The sequence below is a fragment of the Spiroplasma endosymbiont of Zeiraphera isertana genome (assembly GCF_964030805.1).
GTDB lineage: Bacteria > Bacillota_I > Bacilli_A > Mycoplasmatales > VBWQ01 > Spiroplasma_E.
In genome coordinates, this window is sequence record NZ_OZ034965.1 from 753,474 (window position 1) to 772,736 (window position 19,263).

At 22.3% G+C, this 19,263-nt stretch carries 29 protein-coding genes; 12 read left to right on the plus strand and 17 right to left on the minus strand.

What is annotated here, in order from left to right; translation table 4 throughout:
* Positions 1-4 precede the first annotated feature (4 nt).
* The 3 genes from AAHM78_RS05195 to AAHM78_RS05205 all read right to left on the minus strand — a co-directional run bounded on the left by AAHM78_RS05195 (position 5) and on the right by AAHM78_RS05205 (position 1,213).
* Positions 5-376, minus strand: coding sequence for a transposase family protein (locus AAHM78_RS05195; RefSeq protein ID WP_342254570.1), 372 nt, complete (start codon positions 374-376; stop codon positions 5-7).
* Between the two features lie 53 nt (positions 377-429).
* On the minus strand, positions 430-822 hold the full coding sequence (locus AAHM78_RS05200) for a transposase family protein (protein ID WP_342252835.1): 393 nt from the start codon (positions 820-822) through the stop codon (positions 430-432).
* Positions 823-934: 112 nt separating this feature from the next.
* Positions 935-1,213 carry a transposase gene (locus AAHM78_RS05205; protein WP_342254594.1) on the minus strand — a complete coding sequence of 93 codons (279 nt, stop codon included), beginning with the start codon at positions 1,211-1,213 and terminating at the stop codon, positions 935-937.
* 261 nt (positions 1,214-1,474) lie between these two features.
* Here AAHM78_RS05205 and AAHM78_RS05210 point away from each other — a divergent pair, with 261 nt between their 5' ends.
* A complete protein-coding gene (locus tag AAHM78_RS05210; protein ID WP_342254595.1) occupies positions 1,475-2,485 on the plus strand; it encodes an AAA family ATPase in 1,011 nt (336 codons plus the stop codon).
* On the opposite strand, the gene AAHM78_RS05215 is transcribed toward AAHM78_RS05210, so the two are convergent.
* Together AAHM78_RS05215 and AAHM78_RS05220 are read right to left on the minus strand one after the other, a co-directional pair.
* Complete coding sequence (locus AAHM78_RS05215; protein ID WP_342255045.1) at positions 2,445-2,819, minus strand: transposase family protein; 375 nt, start codon at positions 2,817-2,819, stop codon at positions 2,445-2,447. The genes AAHM78_RS05210 and AAHM78_RS05215 overlap by 41 nt on opposite strands.
* A 50-nt stretch (positions 2,820-2,869) precedes the next feature.
* A complete protein-coding gene (locus tag AAHM78_RS05220) occupies positions 2,870-3,262 on the minus strand; it encodes a transposase family protein (protein WP_342252835.1) in 393 nt (130 codons plus the stop codon).
* A 460-nt stretch (positions 3,263-3,722) separates the two neighbouring features.
* On the opposite strand from AAHM78_RS05220, the gene AAHM78_RS05225 reads away from it, so the two are divergent.
* Positions 3,723-4,208, plus strand: coding sequence for a hypothetical protein (locus tag AAHM78_RS05225; protein WP_342254596.1), 486 nt, complete (start codon positions 3,723-3,725; stop codon positions 4,206-4,208).
* 18 nt (positions 4,209-4,226) lie between these two features.
* On the opposite strand, the gene AAHM78_RS05230 is transcribed toward AAHM78_RS05225, so the two are convergent.
* Entirely contained in the window at positions 4,227-5,186 is a 960-nt protein-coding gene (locus tag AAHM78_RS05230) for an IS1595 family transposase (protein WP_342252847.1), read from the minus strand.
* Between the two features lie 65 nt (positions 5,187-5,251).
* On the opposite strand from AAHM78_RS05230, the gene AAHM78_RS05235 reads away from it, so the two are divergent.
* Positions 5,252-6,169, plus strand: coding sequence for a hypothetical protein (locus AAHM78_RS05235; RefSeq protein WP_342254597.1), 918 nt, complete (start codon positions 5,252-5,254; stop codon positions 6,167-6,169).
* A gap of 46 nt (positions 6,170-6,215) precedes the next feature.
* Here AAHM78_RS05235 and AAHM78_RS05240 read toward each other — a convergent pair whose 3' ends face one another.
* The 4 genes from AAHM78_RS05240 to ptsP form a co-directional block, all read right to left on the minus strand.
* Positions 6,216-6,545, minus strand: a complete 330-nt coding sequence (locus AAHM78_RS05240) for a hypothetical protein (RefSeq protein ID WP_342254598.1) — start codon at positions 6,543-6,545, stop codon at positions 6,216-6,218.
* A 347-nt stretch (positions 6,546-6,892) separates the two neighbouring features.
* Positions 6,893-7,855, minus strand: a complete 963-nt coding sequence (locus AAHM78_RS05245; RefSeq protein WP_342254599.1) for an alpha/beta hydrolase — start codon at positions 7,853-7,855, stop codon at positions 6,893-6,895.
* A 108-nt stretch (positions 7,856-7,963) separates the two neighbouring features.
* The gene (locus AAHM78_RS05250) at positions 7,964-8,473 is read right to left on the minus strand and encodes a glucose PTS transporter subunit IIA (protein ID WP_342254600.1); all 510 of its coding nucleotides are present in this window, start codon (positions 8,471-8,473) and stop codon (positions 7,964-7,966) included.
* Between the two features lie 84 nt (positions 8,474-8,557).
* The gene (gene ptsP, locus AAHM78_RS05255) at positions 8,558-10,282 is read right to left on the minus strand and encodes a phosphoenolpyruvate--protein phosphotransferase (RefSeq protein ID WP_425289790.1); all 1,725 of its coding nucleotides are present in this window, start codon (positions 10,280-10,282) and stop codon (positions 8,558-8,560) included.
* Positions 10,283-10,543: 261 nt separating this feature from the next.
* Here ptsP and AAHM78_RS05260 point away from each other — a divergent pair, with 261 nt between their 5' ends.
* Both AAHM78_RS05260 and AAHM78_RS05265 read left to right on the plus strand, forming a co-directional pair.
* Entirely contained in the window at positions 10,544-10,936 is a 393-nt protein-coding gene (locus AAHM78_RS05260) for a transposase family protein (RefSeq protein WP_342252835.1), read from the plus strand.
* Positions 10,937-10,995: 59 nt separating this feature from the next.
* Positions 10,996-11,361: a transposase family protein gene (locus AAHM78_RS05265; RefSeq protein WP_342254958.1), complete on the plus strand. Its 366-nt coding sequence runs from the start codon at positions 10,996-10,998 to the stop codon at positions 11,359-11,361.
* 30 nt (positions 11,362-11,391) lie between these two features.
* Here AAHM78_RS05265 and AAHM78_RS05270 read toward each other — a convergent pair whose 3' ends face one another.
* The 3 genes from AAHM78_RS05270 to AAHM78_RS05280 form a co-directional block, all read right to left on the minus strand.
* Positions 11,392-11,799, minus strand: coding sequence for a hypothetical protein (locus AAHM78_RS05270; protein ID WP_342254602.1), 408 nt, complete (start codon positions 11,797-11,799; stop codon positions 11,392-11,394).
* On the minus strand, positions 11,750-12,400 hold the full coding sequence (locus tag AAHM78_RS05275) for a hypothetical protein (protein ID WP_342254603.1): 651 nt from the start codon (positions 12,398-12,400) through the stop codon (positions 11,750-11,752). Before AAHM78_RS05275 ends, AAHM78_RS05270 begins: the two co-directional genes overlap by 50 nt.
* 396 nt (positions 12,401-12,796) lie before the next feature.
* Positions 12,797-13,183, minus strand: coding sequence for a hypothetical protein (locus tag AAHM78_RS05280; RefSeq protein ID WP_342254604.1), 387 nt, complete (start codon positions 13,181-13,183; stop codon positions 12,797-12,799).
* Positions 13,184-13,291: 108 nt separating this feature from the next.
* Here AAHM78_RS05280 and AAHM78_RS05285 point away from each other — a divergent pair, with 108 nt between their 5' ends.
* The 3 genes from AAHM78_RS05285 to AAHM78_RS05295 are packed head-to-tail and all read left to right on the plus strand — an operon-like array spanning position 13,292 to position 15,040.
* Positions 13,292-13,684 carry a transposase family protein gene (locus AAHM78_RS05285; RefSeq protein ID WP_342254605.1) on the plus strand — a complete coding sequence of 131 codons (393 nt, stop codon included), beginning with the start codon at positions 13,292-13,294 and terminating at the stop codon, positions 13,682-13,684.
* Positions 13,685-13,743: 59 nt separating this feature from the next.
* A complete protein-coding gene (locus AAHM78_RS05290) occupies positions 13,744-14,037 on the plus strand; it encodes a transposase family protein (protein ID WP_342255046.1) in 294 nt (97 codons plus the stop codon).
* A 43-nt stretch (positions 14,038-14,080) separates the two neighbouring features.
* Entirely contained in the window at positions 14,081-15,040 is a 960-nt protein-coding gene (locus AAHM78_RS05295) for an IS1595 family transposase (protein ID WP_342252847.1), read from the plus strand.
* A 35-nt stretch (positions 15,041-15,075) separates the two neighbouring features.
* Here AAHM78_RS05295 and AAHM78_RS05300 read toward each other — a convergent pair whose 3' ends face one another.
* Positions 15,076-15,348, minus strand: a complete 273-nt coding sequence (locus AAHM78_RS05300; RefSeq protein ID WP_342254606.1) for a hypothetical protein — start codon at positions 15,346-15,348, stop codon at positions 15,076-15,078.
* 179 nt (positions 15,349-15,527) lie between these two features.
* Complete coding sequence (locus AAHM78_RS05305; RefSeq protein ID WP_342253137.1) at positions 15,528-15,719, minus strand: hypothetical protein; 192 nt, start codon at positions 15,717-15,719, stop codon at positions 15,528-15,530.
* 56 nt (positions 15,720-15,775) lie between these two features.
* Between AAHM78_RS05305 and AAHM78_RS05310 the strand changes: the two genes are divergently transcribed.
* Together AAHM78_RS05310 and AAHM78_RS05315 are read left to right on the plus strand one after the other, a co-directional pair.
* Positions 15,776-16,168 (plus strand): transposase family protein, encoded by a 393-nt coding sequence (locus AAHM78_RS05310; protein WP_342252835.1) that lies wholly within the window; start codon positions 15,776-15,778, stop codon positions 16,166-16,168.
* 59 nt (positions 16,169-16,227) lie between these two features.
* The gene (locus tag AAHM78_RS05315; RefSeq protein WP_342255001.1) at positions 16,228-16,593 is read left to right on the plus strand and encodes a transposase family protein; all 366 of its coding nucleotides are present in this window, start codon (positions 16,228-16,230) and stop codon (positions 16,591-16,593) included.
* 13 nt (positions 16,594-16,606) lie between these two features.
* On the opposite strand, the gene AAHM78_RS05320 is transcribed toward AAHM78_RS05315, so the two are convergent.
* Positions 16,607-17,392: an IS1/IS1595 family N-terminal zinc-binding domain-containing protein gene (locus tag AAHM78_RS05320; protein WP_342254607.1), complete on the minus strand. Its 786-nt coding sequence runs from the start codon at positions 17,390-17,392 to the stop codon at positions 16,607-16,609.
* 43 nt (positions 17,393-17,435) lie between these two features.
* Positions 17,436-17,876 carry a hypothetical protein gene (locus tag AAHM78_RS05325; protein WP_342254608.1) on the minus strand — a complete coding sequence of 147 codons (441 nt, stop codon included), beginning with the start codon at positions 17,874-17,876 and terminating at the stop codon, positions 17,436-17,438.
* 499 nt (positions 17,877-18,375) lie between these two features.
* Between AAHM78_RS05325 and AAHM78_RS05330 the strand changes: the two genes are divergently transcribed.
* Together AAHM78_RS05330 and AAHM78_RS16780 are read left to right on the plus strand one after the other, a co-directional pair.
* A complete protein-coding gene (locus AAHM78_RS05330; protein WP_342253972.1) occupies positions 18,376-18,768 on the plus strand; it encodes a transposase family protein in 393 nt (130 codons plus the stop codon).
* A 262-nt stretch (positions 18,769-19,030) separates the two neighbouring features.
* On the plus strand, positions 19,031-19,228 hold the full coding sequence (locus tag AAHM78_RS16780; RefSeq protein WP_425289791.1) for a hypothetical protein: 198 nt from the start codon (positions 19,031-19,033) through the stop codon (positions 19,226-19,228).
* Positions 19,229-19,263: the final 35 nt, after the last annotated feature.

The window sequence follows — 19,263 nt, forward strand, 5'->3', positions numbered from 1 at the left end:
AAAACTAAGGTAATTCAAAATTATATATTCCTGCTATTAAATTAAATCTTAATGCAAATCTTCGTATTTTATTGCGATATTTTAAACTTAAAATTTTAAAACGTTTTAGTTTAGCAAATACGTGTTCAATTTTAATTCTAATTTTACTTAAAGTTTTATTGTATTCTTTTTGAATTGGTGTTAATTGATTGTATTTACTTTTTTTAAATGGCAAAAATGTATTTTTATGAATATTTTGTATACCTTGATAACCTGAATCAACAAAAACTTGTTTTTCTGGATGAATAAAAGTTTTAGATTTTAGAAGCAATTTAAAATCATGAATGCTTCCAAAACAAAAAGCAGTTGAAATAATTTTTCCATTGGAAATATCCATAATTATTTGGGATTTGAGAGAATGATGTTTCTTTTTACCTGAAAAAAGTAATTTTAGTTTTTTTTAATTCTTTCAATTGGAGTTTCAGTAGCATCAATAGCTAACAAATTATTATTAGTACCTTTATTTTTTGTTAAATCTTTTTTTCCAGGTAAATTAAAAATTCCGCTTTTTATTAAAATATTTTCAATTCAAAAAATATTACGAATGCAACTAGTATGACTAATATTATATCTTTTTGCAATAACTCTATAACTACTATAGTCTTTTCAATATTCTAAAGTCATTAATAAACGCTCTTCAATTACAATTTTATTTTTTCTACCACCATAATATTTTTGTTTAGACTCAGCAATTTTTAAAATTTCAAGCATTTTATAAAATGTTTGTGGCTTTATGCCGACTAAACTATAAAATTCTTGATCATCTTTATATTTTTTCAACATAATAACTATCACCTTTAATATTAATAATAATCGTTAAATTGTTAAAATTAAAGGTTTTGCACCAAGTCTATTGTACGAATTTTATATTTACATTTATTATTGATAATAATCTCTATTTTCTGCCTATTATTAGTGCTGCTTGCTTTAAAATATCATTTTCCATTCGTAACTGTTTTAATTCTTTTCTTAATTTAATTAATTCATTTTCTTCAACAGAACGATTATCTTTAGATTTAAAAATACCTGAATTAGTAAATTGCTTAATTCAATTATAAGTAGCTGCTCTTGTAACATTATATTCTTTAGCAAGACAAGACACTGACTTACCACTTTGATATAAAGCTACTATTTGTTTCTTAAATTCGTCGGTATATGAGTTAATATTGGCCATAATTATAGTTCCTTTCTTTTAACTAATTTGTTCACTTGTCTACGTAATTAGTGTCCAATAAAGTGTAACCTATCCAAATCTTTATCAAGACATTTTGGTAAATACAAAGATTTATTTTATAAAGAGCTAAATATTAGTAAAAATGGTTTAACAGATTTAACTAAAATAACTGAAAAAATAGTTTCAAAATATAAAGAAAATTGACCTAATGGAATTTTTGTTGAAGAAAAAATAAATCAATATAAATTTTGAAAACTTAATATGGATATTGAAAATTCTAAAAATGAAATTAAAAACTCTACTAAAAAAGGACTTACTAAAGAAATAAAAAATTTATTATGTTTATCTATTGATAAATGAATTGAAATAGAAAAAATATTTAAAATTAGACCTAATATTTTATTTTCTAATAACCTAGAAATAGATAATAATATCTTATTTGAATATCCGATACAAAGCATAAAAAATATTGAAACATTAGATCCAACATTTAAGAAAATTTTAAATATGTTTGGCCAAGATACAATTAAAAATATAGAACAAATAATTAATTTGTCAACCTCTGATTCCAATAGAACTAATATTAGAAGTTTAAAAGATAAATTAGCAAGACGAGCTAAAAAATGTTTTACAAATATTTTTAAAAATTTTACTGTTAATGTAATACCGGAAATAGTTATTGATGATCAAATATTTCAAATAATTATAAGAGGAAAAGAAAATAGATATTTTTCAACTTCAGAAACTATTTATCAAAGTTCAGGATTTAAAGCATTTTTATGATTAATAATAATGCTAGAAGTCGTGAAAGATTGAGATAAAAATCGATATGGAAGAACTATATTATTAGTAGATGAACCTGATAAAAGTTTACATATATTATTGCAATATGAATTAGCTAATTATTTGAAATTAAATTTTACAAATAATAATAATGTATTTATTTTAATGACTTCTCATTCACCATTTTTAATACCTAATTTAAATGAAAATATTTATATTGCTGATATGAATGAAGAAGGTAAAACTACACTAATAAAAGCTAAGAATGTCAATAATATAAGAAATAGTGGTATCTTTCCATTAATAACTTTATTTCATATGGAAAAGTTACGTGATGAATTATTTGAAAATATAAAAGAAGATTTAATTAGAATTTATTTTGAAAATCAAAAAAATGATGATTTAAATAAAAAAATTGAAAATTTTATACATAAGACTTGGTGCAAAACTAAGGTAATTCAAAATTATATATTCCTGCTATTAAATTAAATCTTAATGCAAATCTTCGTATTTTATTGCGATATTTTAAACTTAAAATTTTAAAACGTTTTAGTTTAGCAAATACGTGTTCAATTTTAATTCTAATTTTACTTAAAGTTTTATTGCATTCTTTTTGAATTGGTGTTAATTGATTGTATTTACTTTTTTTAAATGGCAAAAATGTATTTTTATGAATATTTTGTATACATTGATAACCCGAATCAACAAAAACTTGTTTTTCTGGATGAATAAAAGTTTTAGATTTTAGAAGCAATTTAAAATCATGAATGCTTCCAAAACAAAAAGCAGTTGAAATAATTTTTCCATTGGAAATATCAATAATTATTTGGGATTTGAGAGAATGATGTTTCTTTTTACCTGAAAAAAGTAATTTTAGTTTTTTTTAATTCTTTCAATTGGAGTTTCAGTAGCATCAATAGCTAACAAATTATTATTAGTACCTTTATTTTTTGTTAAATCTTTTTTTCCAGGTAAATTAAAAATTCCGCTTTTTATTAAAATATTTTCAATTCAAAAAATATTACGAATGCAACTAGTATGACTAATATTATATCTTTTTGCAATAACTCTATAACTACTATAGTCTTTTCAATATTCTAAAGTCATTAATAAACGCTCTTCAATTACAATTTTATTTTTTCTACCACCATAATATTTTTGTTTAGACTCAGCAATTTTTAAAATTTCAAGCATTTTATAAAATGTTTGTGGCTTTATGCCGACTAAACTATAAAATTCTTGATCATCTTTATATTTTTTCAACATAATAACTATCACCTTTAATATTAATAATAATCGTTAAATTGTTAAAATTAAAGGTTTTTCACCAAGTCTATAATATTATTTTAAATAAATTTAATTATTATCTTATACAAATAAATAACGCAGAACAAAAACATATTAATGAAATAAGAACTCATGAAATGTTTTCAAAATTCATTTATAATATTGATGATTTATACAAGTTAATTACGGATGAGCATATTAAAACTAAAAAAGATATATATTTAACTGAAAAATTTATTAAATCAATACTTTCAGATGATATATTAAATTCTATTAATAAATCGAAAGAGTAGTTACTAATTTTCCCTAATCACATTGTAGAATTTCACTAAAAGTACTATAATATAAATAACGATAGTTTAATATCGTTATAATTTTAATGATAATATAAACTTTATATCTTTATTAAAATTATATATTAACTTTAAAGGTATAAAATATGAGAAAAACAATAAATATTTTAACAGTTGGTATTTTTTCACTAGCAACAAGTACCACTATTTTAACTAGTGTGAATCACTTTAATACTAACAAAAATGATTTACAAAAAGCAAATGCCACAGCTAATCAAACATCATTATTTAATAATCAATATCAATATTTAAATAATAGTGACTGAATTACTAACCAATCAACAACCGATCATAAATTTTATAGTTATGATACTTCAGCATTAAAAAGTTATACTTTTACCAATGCTAGAAACGTCTTCTTAGTAGATACAACAGGTAACCTAGTTTATAATACCAAAGTTACTATTCCTAATAAAGATAAATCAGATATTGAAAATACAAAACAAGAAATGATTACCAAGAAGAAAGTAACATCACTTAAAAGCAATCCTAATTATTCTTTTAATTTTCAAAAAAACTCTTGATGAAATAAAAAAAATCATCAACCTGGCCTAAAATTTGATTTTATTTAATTTTGGGATTTATTTTTTTTACAAACTGAAATATAATGCTTCAGATTTTGCATAAGGTGATATTTTATAATGTTGGTATTTAAATTTTCATAAATTGAGGTAATTTTGAATATTGGTAAATCCAATGCCATGATAATGAGTAATAAATTCTTTTAAACTTGATTGTATTTTACTGATATTACTTAAATTTTTATAATTTAATTCTTTATTTTCTTTTGATTTAAATTTCTTGAGAGTACATTTTGTTTGTTTAGCTACTGTATCATATAGTATTTGCATATCACAAACTATAATTGATTTTTCTTCGATAAGCTTAGATGTTAAATTTTCTTGTACTCATTTTTTTGTTAATCTTTTAGTATTTGTTGTTTGAGCATAAATATTTTTATTTTCATCAATTGCCATTTCAATACAACAGTTTAAATCTTTAGCATTTTCTTCAATTCATTTTTTTCTTGGATCATCTGGATTTTTGAAATTTCCTTTATGAATTTCTTTGATAAAAGTTTCATCAATTTCAATTCTACCTTTTAATTTTGTGAATGGTTTTTGTGTTTTTGCTAATTGTGATGATTTCATAAATTTTTGACGATTAAATCATGCTGATGTTTTTGAAATTTTAGCAAATTGAGAAATAGTATAAGCAGATTGACCTAACAATGACAATCAAATTATTCAATCTCATTGTTCATGAGATAAATGACTTCAATGTAAAAAATGATTTCTTAAAGCATCAAAGCTACTTTTACAATCTTTGCATAAATATTTTTGCTTATTATTCTTAAAACCATTTTTTACACATCAATAAGATTTACAATTTGGACATTGAATTCCTTTTTCTTTAAATTTTTTATCAATTGCATCTAATTTTTCTTTTTTCTCAATTTGTTTAATTCTATTTTTAAAATGTCTAATAATTTTTATAAATTCTTCATCTTTTTTGTTTTTTAAAACATCAATTAATTCATTATTAGTCACAAAAAATCACCCCTGATATAAAAATATTACTTTTAATTTTAAATTAAAAGTAATATCAAGATTTTTTGTGAAAATTAAAAAATTATTCTGATGCTTACAATTTTAGTGAATATCAACAAAATTATTTTGTTGGTGACAATAATTGAACATATTTACAATTTGGTGGTCTTGGACAAAATATTGATATTTCTAACATTGCTGGTGCTTCTAAAATTGAAAATAATAACAATCTTAGTGAGAACTTAGGACTATATTACATTGCTGATGCTGCTATTAATAATAAAATTTCTTTAGCAATAGCTTATAATATCAGCCAACAATTCATTAATAAAAGCAGTTTAAACAAACTAATTAGTAACCAATTAACAAATAATATTATTAACTTAATTGTTGAAAATACTAACATCTTTAACTTTATTAAAAATTCACCTCTTTTCCTAAATATAAAAGATTACTCATTAAATTTTATTTTTGATAATGATAATAACTTAGTAGCAATTTACTATACAAAATGAAATGTCCAAAATATAAATCAAAATATTAACTATCATTATAAAGAAGACTTTAGCAATATTAATAAAAATTATTGATTAAAAAATAGTGATCAACAAATCATTTTAAATTGAACTAAATATGCAAAAAATTGAGAACAATTTTCACAACTTTATCCTAAATTTAATTTTAATAATTCTAAACTATCAATTAATAATATGGGTACATATAAAGAAAATAATAATCTCACTGGTGATACTAATAATATTACTACTAATAAAAATATTAAATATGAACTACAAAATCCTTATAATGTTGTAGCAATTTCTGATCTTATTATTCAACTTCCAATTATTGATCTTTATGTATACCACGATGATAATAATACTTATTATCAATGAAATGCACGTGTTACTTCATCACCAAATTTAATTGCTGGTTGTAGTTTAGCAATTGATTTAGATAATATTAGTTTTCAATTTAAAAAATAATTAAATTTAATATATAAAAAATAATGCCTTAATTAAGGCATTATTTTTACAATGAATGTTGTCTTACAGGACTTTGATTAGATGCTGATGATTGGTTTTCTGCCAGTTGATTAGAATTATTAATTAAATATTCTTCGCGAATTTCTAAACAGTCAACTTTAAGGTTTTCAATTCTTTTTAAAAATTCAGGATTATTAGATGTTTGATATTTTCTAGCATTACGTCAATTATACTCTTGACCTGTGACATCTATTTTTTCTTTTACTTCATTAAGTTCTGACATAATTGACATTAATTGTTTAATATTAGGATTTGTTTTTGACTTCTCCTCGTTTAATTGTTGTTTAATATATTGTACTAGTCCAGCTGTTTGCATATAGGCAGGAGTACCTACAGAATCTGAAATATCACCTAATATTTCTTTTTTAGTTTTATCAATTCTTCTTTCTACTTAAATTTTATTTTCAATTTCTTCTAATAAACCTTCAATTCTATTCATTAATTCTTTTTGATCTGCAATAATATTCATAATTTTTATCTTCCTTTTCACATATAATTTTAATTTAATAAAACCTAGTATAGTTAAATTACTATACTAGGTATGAACAATTATTAAATTATAAATACTATTATAACTATAAAGTAAAAATTACTCAATCAACTATTATTTACTATTTTTAAATTTTCTAATTATTTTTTTTGATCTAATAACATAAATAATCATTATATATGTTCTTTTTCTATTCAAGTTAAAACATCTTCTAAAATAATATTAATATTGGGTTCATTTAAAATTGCATGATTACCTTCTTCATAAAAACTATAAGTTATCCCCTGTCTTCAACGTTTATTATTTTTTTCAATTTTATCAAAATCGGCAAATATATCTTTTGCAGATTGAACAACCAAAACCGGACATTTAGCATTATTAAGATTTTTTGGTACTTGTTTACTTAATTTTTGTGCTTGTAAAGAAAATAATAATGTAAATTTCATATTAGTCATTGCTCTAATTTTCCCTTGTTTAATATAATTAGAGTTAATAGAAATTGTTTCCATATCAAAAGTAATAGTTAATGGATGATGTTTATAAAATAGAAATCCTCAAATTGCATGACAAACTAATGAAGGTTTTATTTTAAATATTTGTTTCTTAGTAACAAAATTAGTTAAAATTGCACCATCAATCATTTTTGGTAATCTTTTAATTGCTAATGCTGTTAATGCCGAACCTAATGATTCACCCATTAATAAAATTTTTTTATTAGGATAACGTTCATTCAAAACCGTTATAATATCTTTAATATCATTAATAGTTGTTCCTAAAGTATGATATTTTCATTTTTCATTTTCTCCTCAACCTCGTTGATCAAAACTTAAAAATGAAATACCATGTTTAGTAAAAAACTTAGCAGCTGTTTTAAAGTCTGTTAAAGAGGCACCCATACCATGAATACCAATAATAATATATTTACTATTATCAACAAATTTAAATTCAGTATGTAAAAAATAGTTATCCCTAGTAATGATTCCCTCATTACTTCATTGTGGAAAATGACGATTCAGTTCTCAGTGATAATCAATATGGAAAATTTGATAAATTCTATATAAAATATAAAGTATTATTAACATAGCTAAAACTACAATAAGTACTGCTCATCAATAATGTTGCCAAAAATTATCCATAATAAATGATACCCTCCAATAATATATAAATACTTACTAATATTTTATCAAATTAATTTTGTTTTTATTAAAACAAAACCTTAAATGGTTTTGTTTTAATAAAAATATTTATTTCTTAGTGACTTCAGCAATTAATTGACCAACCGTTACTTGTTCATCATCTTTTACTACTTGCTTTACAACATAACCTTCCGTTGTTTCATTAGTGAAAACAATTGGTGTTGTTACTTTTTTACCTTTATTCTTAACTTCTTGTAAATTAGCAACTACCATTACTTCTGATTTTTTAATTGGTTTACCTTGTTCAACTTTAATATCAAAGCCCTTACCAGCTAATTCAACAGTATCAATACCAATATGAACTAAACATTCAATACCTGTATTTACATCTTTAATACCATAAGCATGTCCTGTATTAAATACTGTTGCTAATTTTCCATCAAATGGTGATACAAATTCAACTCCATCTTTATCTTTATATTCAGGAATAATAGCAAAACCAGTCCCTAACATTTCCTGAGCAAATACTGGATCTTCAACTTTACTAAGGTTAATAACTTTACCAGTAACTGGCGCATAAATTAATAAAGGTAATTGTTTTTTTTTCTTGAAAAACATATGTCGATTCTCCTCAAAATTATGTAAATTAGATGTTTATAATTTTAACATTAAATAATGTAACTTTAAAAATAAATAATATTTTTATTTTTTTGATAAAAATTTTTCTACTAATGATTTAACTTCTTCATTGGTTTCACATTGTAATGCTTTTGATGCTAATATTTCTGTATCCTTTTTATTTAAAGTACTAATAATTTTTCTAGTTTCTAAAACACTAGATGCAGACATTGAAAATTCATCTAGCCCTAGACCAACTAGTAGTGGAACAGCAATTTTATCACCAGCCATTTCACCACACATGGCAACAGGACGATTATATTTATGTCCACCATCAATTGTCATCTTAATCAAACGTAAAATTGATGGATGATATGGTTGATATAAATAAGACACTTTTTCTGACATACGATCAGCGGCTAAACTATATTGAATTAAATCATTAGTTCCAATTGAAAAGAAATCTGCATATTTAGCAAATGTTTCGACATTAACTGCTGCTGCTGGAATTTCAATCATCATTCCAACTTGAATATCATCACTAACTTTAACTTTTTCTTTAATCAATTCTTTTTTGCAAGTTTCATATAATGCTTTAGCTGCTTTAAATTCTTCAACAGTGGCAATCATTGGAAACATAATAGCTAATTTACCAAAAGCTGAAGCACGAATTAAAGCACGTAATTGAGTTTTAAAAATATCTTTACGATCTAAACACAAACGAATGGCACGATAACCAAGGAAAGGATTCATTTCTTTTGGTAAATCTAAATATGATAATTCTTTATCACCACCAATATCTAAAGTTCTAATAACAACTTTATGTTTAGTAGCAGACAATACTTTTTTATATTCTTCAAATTGAATATCTTCACTTGGAAAATCACTACTTTCCATATAAAGAAATTCACTTCTAAAAAGTCCTACTCCTTGTGCATCATATTCAATTGCTTTAATCATATCTTTAGGTGAACCAATATTTGCTTCTAACTTTACTTCATGATTATCACCGGTTTTAGTTAATTTACCTTTAAATACTAATAATTCTTTTTGTTCTTCAATTCATGCGTTTTGTTTAGCAACTCATTTATTTTTTTCACTACTATTTAAATCAATTTCAATTTCACCAGTATTACCATCTAATACACAAAATTGATTATTTTTTACTTTTGTAGTAACATTTTTTAATCCAAGAACCGCTGGAATACCAAGACTACGAGCCATAATTGCTGCATGAGAAGTTCTACCACCAATATCACATAAAAATCCTTTAACAAATTTAGGATTCAATTGACTTGTTTCTGAAGGTGTTAGATCATGACTAACAATAATTGTTTCTTCTTTAATTGCACTTAAATCAATAGTTTTAATATTTAAAATTTTACGTAAAATTCGATCACGAACATCAATAACATCAGCAGCACGTTCACGAAAATAATCATCATCCATTGATTGAAATGTTGCAATTGCTTTATTAGCAGTACTTTCTAAAGCATTAGCAGCATTATATTTTTCTTCTTTAATTAACTTTTCAGTATCTTCAATTAATACTGGATCAGTTGTTACTAAAAAATGAGCTTCAAAAACAGCGGCTTTTTCTTCACCCAAAGTTTTTGTTGTATTTTGGATGAGTTGTTTAATTTCATCACCTGCTATTTTTAAGGCATCATGTAACTTTTTAACTTCTCCTTCTATTTCTTTTTCATTAATTTTTTTAGGATTAGTTTTGATAGTTTCATGTTTTAAGATTAATGCTTTGGCTAGAGCAATGCCATTACTAGCACCAATACCTTTCATTTTTAACATTATATATATTTCACTCCTTATAAAATATGTTTATTAATAGTCTACTAAATTATAATAAAAAAAATGAAATATTGTATAAAATATTTATTATAATTTAAACTTTTTGTAAATAAAAATGATTTTAATATTTTTAAATATTTTTCATATATGTTAATTCCTACTTTTAATTTCATTAAAAGTAGGAATCTTTTCACTAGACTTGGTGCAAAACCTTTAATTTTAACAATTTAACGATTATTATTAATATTAAAGGTGATAGTTATTATGTTGAAAAAATATAAAGATGATCAAGAATTTTATAGTTTAGTCGGCATAAAGCCACAAACATTTTATAAAATGCTTGAAATTTTAAAAATTGCTGAGTCTAAACAAAAATATTATGGTGGTAGAAAAAATAAAATTGTAATTGAAGAGCGTTTATTAATGACTTTAGAATATTGAAAAGACTATAGTAGTTATAGAGTTATTGCAAAAAGATATAATATTAGTCATACTAGTTGCATTCGTAATATTTTTTGAATTGAAAATATTTTAATAAAAAGCGGAATTTTTAATTTACCTGGAAAAAAAGATTTAACAAAAAATAAAGGTACTAATAATAATTTGTTAGCTATTGATGCTACTGAAACTCCAATTGAAAGAATTAAAAAAAACTAAAATTACTTTTTTCAGGTAAAAAGAAACATCATTCTCTCAAATCCCAAATAATTATTGATATTTCCAATGGAAAAATTATTTCAACTGCTTTTTGTTTTGGAAGCATTCATGATTTTAAATTGCTTCTAAAATCTAAAACTTTTATTCATCCAGAAAAACAAGTTTTTGTTGATTCAGGTTATCAAGGTATACAAAATATTCATAAAAATACATTTTTGCCATTTAAAAAAAGTAAATACAATCAATTAACACCAATTCAAAAAGAATACAATAAAACTTTAAGTAAAATTAGAATTAAAATCGAACACGTATTTGCTAAACTAAAACGTTTTAAAATTTTAAGTTTAAAATATCGCAATAAAATAAGAAGATTTGCATTAAGATTTAATTTAATAGCAGGAATATATAATTTTGAATTACCTTAGTTTTGCACCAAGTCTACTATATTAATATAATTAGATAGTTACGCATTGGATAAGAGAACGATCATGATTACGATTATTATTAAGAATAAGATATTCTCTATCTGAGTTATTTATATCTTGCACATTATTTTCATCTCATTCATTAATATTATTAATATGACCATTTATTTTTCTAGTAAGAAAACCTATTCCATCACTAGCAGCATTTCCATTTGCTTGATTTATTATATTTGGTAATTCAGATAATACTTCATCAATAATTTTTTGTTGCTCTTCTTGCTTATATATTAATTTAAAAGCTGGTTTCATTTTATTTGTTAAATTATATAAATCAGAACTAGTTACACCAAGTGCTGATAATACCATTCCTAATTTTGGAAATGTTTCTTTAAATTGAATTCAAGCTTTTTTTTCAATCACCTTTATTTTGTGTAACATCTGCTGCATAAGTTTTAATAGCATTAGTAATGGCGCTAATAAAAAGAAAACTAACGATAAAGACTCCTAATTGACTTAATTTATTTTGATTTTTAACTCAATTTTTAAATGATTGTACCAATGTATGATCATTATTTTGAGGGCAAAAATATTTTTTTACTGGTTCAAAAATTGTATTTAATGCATTTTTAATAAAACATTCATTAACAAATCTCATTACTGTAGCACGAACAATAGTTGAAATAATATTATTAATTGATACTATATCTTCTTTATAAGATTCTCATGTTAATGTTTCAGCAGTATAAGCAGAAGAAGCAGTAATAACTAAATGATTTATTAATAATGTTGTCAAAAAAAAGTTAGTATTGGATAAACTATTTTTTATAATTTCTTTAATAGAATAGTCTTCATTTTTTAAATCAGTTTTTGATAATTCATTTAAAAGTTCTTTTAAAAAATCATTACTGATTTCTGCACTAATTAAAGAATTAAATTTTTCAAAAGTAAATTCATCATTAAAATCAATATTTTTTAATTCATCTTTAATATGATTTATTACATCATGTTTTTTGATAATTGTTGATAAATTAGTACACAACTTATCTAAGTTCGAATTAATTTTATTTAATTTTTCATATTCTTTAAGTTCTAAATGTTTTTCTAATTTTTTAATAATAATTTCAAGTGGTAAATATTCATCTAATTCTTTTTTTGTGTTAATTTATTTGAAGGTAATAAATCAATAATACTTTTTAATCCAAATGGATAGTAAGATAAAAAATAAGATGTAAGTGTATCAACACCAGCCATAGCATAATTTTCAGGAATTTTTAATGATTCTCACATTCCTTTGCCTAATATTTCTAATTGTTCTATAAAAGTTTTAACTATTATAGACTTTTCTTTTCATTTTCAAAAAAACTCTTGATGAAATAAAAAAAATCATCAACCTGGCCTAAAATTTGATTTTATTTAATTTTGGGATTTATTTTTTTTACAAACTGAAATATAATGCTTCAGATTTTGCATAAGGTGATATTTTATAATGTTGGTATTTAAATTTTCATAAATTGAGGTAATTTTGAATATTGGTAAATCCAATGCCATGATAATGAGTAATAAATTCTTTTAAACTTGATTGTATTTTACTGATATTACTTAAATTTTTATAATTTAATTCTTTATTTTCTTTTGATTTAAATTTCTTGAGAGTACATTTTGTTTGTTTAGCTACTGTATCATATAGTATTTGCATATCACAAACTATAATTGATTTTTCTTCGATAAGCTTAGATGTCAAATTTTCTTGTACTCATTTTTTTGTTAATCTTTTAGTATTTGTTGTTTGAGCATCAATATTTTTATTTTCATCAATTGCCATTTCAATACAACAGTTTAAATCTTTAGCATTTTCTTCAATAGACTTGGTGCAAAACCTTTAATTTTAACAATTTAACGATTATTATTAATATTAAAGGTGATAGTTATTATGTTGAAAAAATATAAAGATGATCAAGAATTTTATAGTTTAGTCGGCATAAAGCCACAAACATTTTATAAAATGCTTGAAATTTTAAAAATTGCTGAGTCTAAACAAAAATATTATGGTGGTAGAAAAAATAAAATTGTAATTGAAGAGCGTTTATTAATGACTTTAGCATATTGAAAAGACTATAGTAGTTATAGAGTTATTGCAAAAAGATATAATATTAGTCATACTAGTTGCATTCGTAATATTTTTTGAATTGAAAATATTTTAATAAAAAGCGGAATTTTTAATTTACCTGGAAAAAAAGATTTAACAAAAAATAAAGGTACTAATAATAATTTGTTAGCTATTGATGCTACTGAAACTCCAATTGAAAGAATTAAAAAAAACTAAAATTACTTTTTTCAGGTAAAAAGAAACATCATTCTCTCAAATCCCAAATAATTATTGATATTTCCAATGGAAAAATTATTTCAACTGCTTTTTGTTTTGGAAGCATTCATGATTTTAAATTGCTTCTAAAATCTAAAACTTTTATTCATCCAGAAAAACAAGTTTTTGTTGATTCAGGTTATCAAGGTATACAAAATATTCATAAAAATACATTTTTGCCATTTAAAAAAAGTAAATACAATCAATTAACACCAATTCAAAAAGAATACAATAAAACTTTAAGCAAAAATATCTATGCAAAGATTATAGATATTTTTTTTAATTTTCACAAAAAATCTTGATATTACTTTTAATTTTAAATTAAAAGTAATATTTTTATATCGGGGGTGATTTTTTGTGACTAATAATGAATTAATTGATGTTTTAAAAAACAAAAAAGACGAAGAATTTATAAAAATTATTAGACATTTTAAAAATAGAATTAAACAAATTGAGAAAAAAGAAAAATTAGATGCAATTGATAAAAAATTTAAAGAAAAAGGAATTCAATGTCCAAATTGTAAATCTTATTGATGTGTAAAAAATGGTTTTAAGAATAATAAGCAAAAATATTTATGCAAAGATTGTAAAAGTAGCTTTGATGCTTTAAGAAATCATTTTTTACATTGAAGTCATTTATCTCATGAACAATGAGATTGAATAATTTGATTGTCATTGTTGGGTCAATCTGCTTATACTATTTCTCAATTTGCTAAAATTTCAAAAACATCAGCATGATTTAATCGTCAAAAATTTATGAAATCATCACAATTAGCAAAAACACAAAAACCATTCACAAAATTAAAAGGTAGAATTGAAATTGATGAAACTTTTATCAAAGAAATTCATAAAGGAAATTTCAAAAATCCAGATGATCCAAGAAAAAAATGAATTGAAGAAAATGCTAAAGATTTAAACTGTTGTATTGAAATGGCAATTGATGAAAATAAAAATATTTATGCTCAAACAACAAATACTAAAAGATTAACAAAAAAATGAGTACAAGAAAATTTAACATCTAAGCTTATCGAAGAAAAATCAATTATAGTTTGTGATATGCAAATACTATATGATACAGTAGCTAAACAAACAAAATGTACTCTCAAGAAATTTAAATCAAAAGAAAATAAAGAATTAAATTATAAAAATTTAAGTAATATCAGTAAAATACAATCAAGTTTAAAAGAATTTATTACTCATTATCATGGCATTGGATTTACCAATATTCAAAATTACCTCAATTTATGAAAATTTAAATACCAACATTATAAAATATCACCTTATGCAAAATCTGAAGCATTATATTTCAGTTTGTAAAAAAAATAAATCCCAAAATTAAATAAAATCAAATTTTAGGCCGGGTTGATGATTTTTTTTATTTCATCAAGAGTTTTTTTGAAAATTAAAAGATATTTTTGCTTATTATTCTTAAAACCATTTTTTACACATCAATAAGATTTACAATTTGGACATTGAATTCCTTTTTCTTTAAATTTTTTATCAATTGCATCTAATTTTTCTTTTTTCTCAATTTGTTTAATTCTATTTTTAAAATGTCTAATAATTTTTATACATTCTTCATCTTTTTTGTTTTTTAAAACATCAATTAATTCATTATTAGTCACAAAAAATCACCCCTGATATAAAAATATTACTTTTAATTTTAAATTAAAAGTAATATCAAGATTTTTTGTGAAAATTAAAAGACTTTTCTTTTAATTTTCAAAAAAACTCTTGATGAAATAAAAAAAATCATCAACCCGGCCTAAAATTTGATTTTATTTAATTTTGGGATTTATTTTTTTTACAAACTGAAATATAATGCTTCAGATTTTGCATAAGGTGATATTTTATAATGTTGGTATTTAAATTTTCATAAATTGAGGTAATTTTGAATATTGGTAAATCCAATGCCATGATAATGAGTAATAAATTCTTTTAAACTTGATTGTATTTTACTGATATTACTTAAATTTTTATAATAGACTTGGTGCAAAACCTTTAATTTTAACAATTTAACGATTATTATTAATATTAAAGGTGATAGTTATTATGTTGAAAAAATATAAAGATGATCAAGAATTTTATAGTTTAGTCGGCATAAAGCCACAAACATTTTATAAAATGCTTGAAATTTTAAAAATTGCTGAGTCTAAACAAAAATATTATGGTGGTAGAAAAAATAAAATTGTAATTGAAGAGCGTTTATTAATGACTTTAGAATATTGAAAAGACTATAGTAGTTATAGAGTTATTGCAAAAAGATATAATATTAGTCATACTAGTTGCATTCGTAATATTTTTTGAATTGAAAATATTTTAATAAAAAGCGGAATTTTTAATTTACCTGGAAAAAAAGATTTAACAAAAAATAAAGGTACTAATAATAATTTGTTAGCTATTGATGCTACTGAAACTCCAATTGAAAGAATTAAAAAAAACTAAAATTACTTTTTTCAGGTAAAAATAAACATCATTCTCTCAAATCCCAAATAATTATTGATATTTCCAATGAAAAAATGATTTCAACTGCTTTTTGTTTTGGAAGCATTCATGATTTTAAATTGCTTCTAAAATCTAAAACTTTTATTCATCCAGAAAAACAAGTTTTTGTTGATTCAGGTTATCAAGGTATACAAAATATTCATAAAAATACATTTTTGCCATTTAAAAAAAGTAAATACAATCAATTAACACCAATTCAAAAAGAATACAATAAAACTTTAAGTAAAATTAGAATTAAAATTGAACACGTATTTGCTAAACTAAAACGTTTTAAAATTTTAAGTTTAAAATATCGCAATAAAATACGAAGATTTGCATTAAGATTTAATTTAATAGCAGGAATATATAATTTTGAATTACCTTAGTTTTGCACCAAGTCTAATTTAATTCTTTATTTTCTTTTGATTTAAATTTCTTGAGAGTACATTTTGTTTGTTTAGCTACTGTATCATATAGTATTTGCATATCACAAACTATAATTGATTTTTCTTCGATAAGCTTAGATGTTAAATTTTCTTGTACTCATTTTTTTGTTAATCTTTTAGTATTTGTTGTTTGAGCATAAATATTTTTATTTTCATCAATTGCCATTTCAATACAACAGTTTAAATCTTTAGCATTTTCTTCAATTCGTTTTTTTCTTGGATCATCTGGATTTTTGAAATTTCCTTTATGAATTTCTTTGATAAAAGTTTCATCAATTTCAATTCTACCTTTTAATTTTGTGAATGGTTTTTGTGTTTTTGCTAATTGTGATGATTTCATAAATTTTTGACGATTAAATCATGCTGATGTTTTTGAAATTTTAGCAAATTGAGAAATAGTATAAGCAGATTGACCTAACAATGACAATCAAATTATTCAATCTCATTGTTCATGAGATAAATGACTTCAATGTAAAAAATGATTTCTTAAAGCATCAAAGCTACTTTTACAATCTTTGCATAAATATTTTTGCTTATTATTCTTAAAACCATTTTTTACACATCAATAAGATTTACAATTTGGACATTGAATTCCTTTTTCTTTAAATTTTTTATCAATTGCATCTAATTTTTCTTTTTTCTCAATTTGTTTAATTCTATTTTTAAAATGTCTAATAATTTTTATAAATTCTTCATCTTTTTTGTTTTTTAAAACATCAATTAATTCATTATTAGTCACAAAAAATCACCCCTGATATAAAAATATTACTTTTAATTTAAAATTAAAAGTAATATCAAGATTTTTTGTGAAAATTAAAAGACTTTTCTGATACTACAGCTATTGAAAAATATCTTTGTGCTACTCTAATTGAAATACCTGTTAACAATACAATTGGAGAAGATAAATATTCAATAGTTTTTCAACAACAATTATTTGAACTTATTTCACTTTCTTTTTTAATAAATTTTGGTAAATTTTCATAAATTTCTCCTAAATCATTAAAATATATTCTTACCTTATTTTTATATTTTTGTTCATCACTATTTCAATATTGATTAATGTAATTGGTATAATAACGAATTCTTAAATTAATATTTGCAAGTTCTGCAATAATTTTTTTAGTTTTAGTAATAACTATTTCATTATTATTTTCTATTCCTACCACTAAAGATTCCATATTTTGATTTCTTATACTGGCACTATTATCATTTATTGGACACATTTGTCTTTGCTTCTTTCCTTTTTAAACTTATATTAATAACACGTTTTCTCTATTATGTATAATTAAAATTTTATTGCATAAAGATTGAGAAAAGTTTCCAAAGATTTTTTAAACATATTTTAAAATTAACACAATATTTTCATTTTCTTTTTAAAGAAATATAGGTTTTATTTTGAAATTTTAATATTTATGTTAAATGTTCTATTTATATGTTTCTATATTAATTCAATTCGCTTATATTTCTTGATTTTATTCCAATATCTCTTTTTAATAGAACTATTTAAATTAAAACTAAAAGTTCATAATATATATTTTTTATATATTTTTTATATATAAAGAAATTATTGTTTTACTTACAAAGAATAATTGAATCAACTAAATTTCATTTTTCTATCAATATGTAAAAGAAAAACTCCATAAATAATATATTAGACTTGGTGCAAAACCTTTAATTTTAACAATTTAACGATTATTATTAATATTAAAGGTGATAGTTATTATGTTGAAAAAATATAAAGATGATCAAGAATTTTATAGTTTAGTCGGCATAAAGCCACAAACATTTTATAAAATGCTTGAAATTTTAAAAATTGCTGAGTCTAAACAAAAATATTATGGTGGTAGAAAAAATAAAATTGTAATTGAAGAGCGTTTATTAATGACTTTAGAATATTGAAAAGACTATAGTAGTTATAGAGTTATTGCAAAAAGATATAATATTAGTCATACTAGTTGCATTCGTAATATTTTTTGAATTGAAAATATTTTAATAAAAAGCGGAATTTTTAATTTACCTGGAAAAAAAGATTTAACAAAAAATAAAGGTACTAATAATAATTTGTTAGCTATTGATGCTACTGAAAATCCAATTGAAAGAATTAAAAAAAACTAAAATTACTTTTTTCAGGTAAAAAGAAACATCATTCTCTCAAATCCCAAATAATTATTGATATTTCCAATGGAAAAATTATTTCAACTGCTTTTTTTTGGAAGCATTCATGATTTTAAATTGCTTCTAAAATCTAAAACTTTTATTCATCCAGAGTTATCAAGGTATACAAAATATTCATAAAAATACATTTTTGCCATTTAAAAAAAGTAAATACAATCAATTAACACCAATTCAAAAATAATACAATAAAACTTTAAGTAAAATTAGAATTAAAATTGAACACGTATTTGCTAAACTAAAACGTTTTAAAATTTTAAGTTTAAAATATCGCAATAAAATACGAAGATTTGCATTAAGATTTAATTTAATAGCAGGAATATATAATTTGGAATTACCTTGGTTTTGCACCAAGTCTATTGAAGTGGAAAGTGTTCTCAAAAATTATTTGATAATGCAGTAACAAAATTTTAAAACATAATTGAAAAAATATTAATT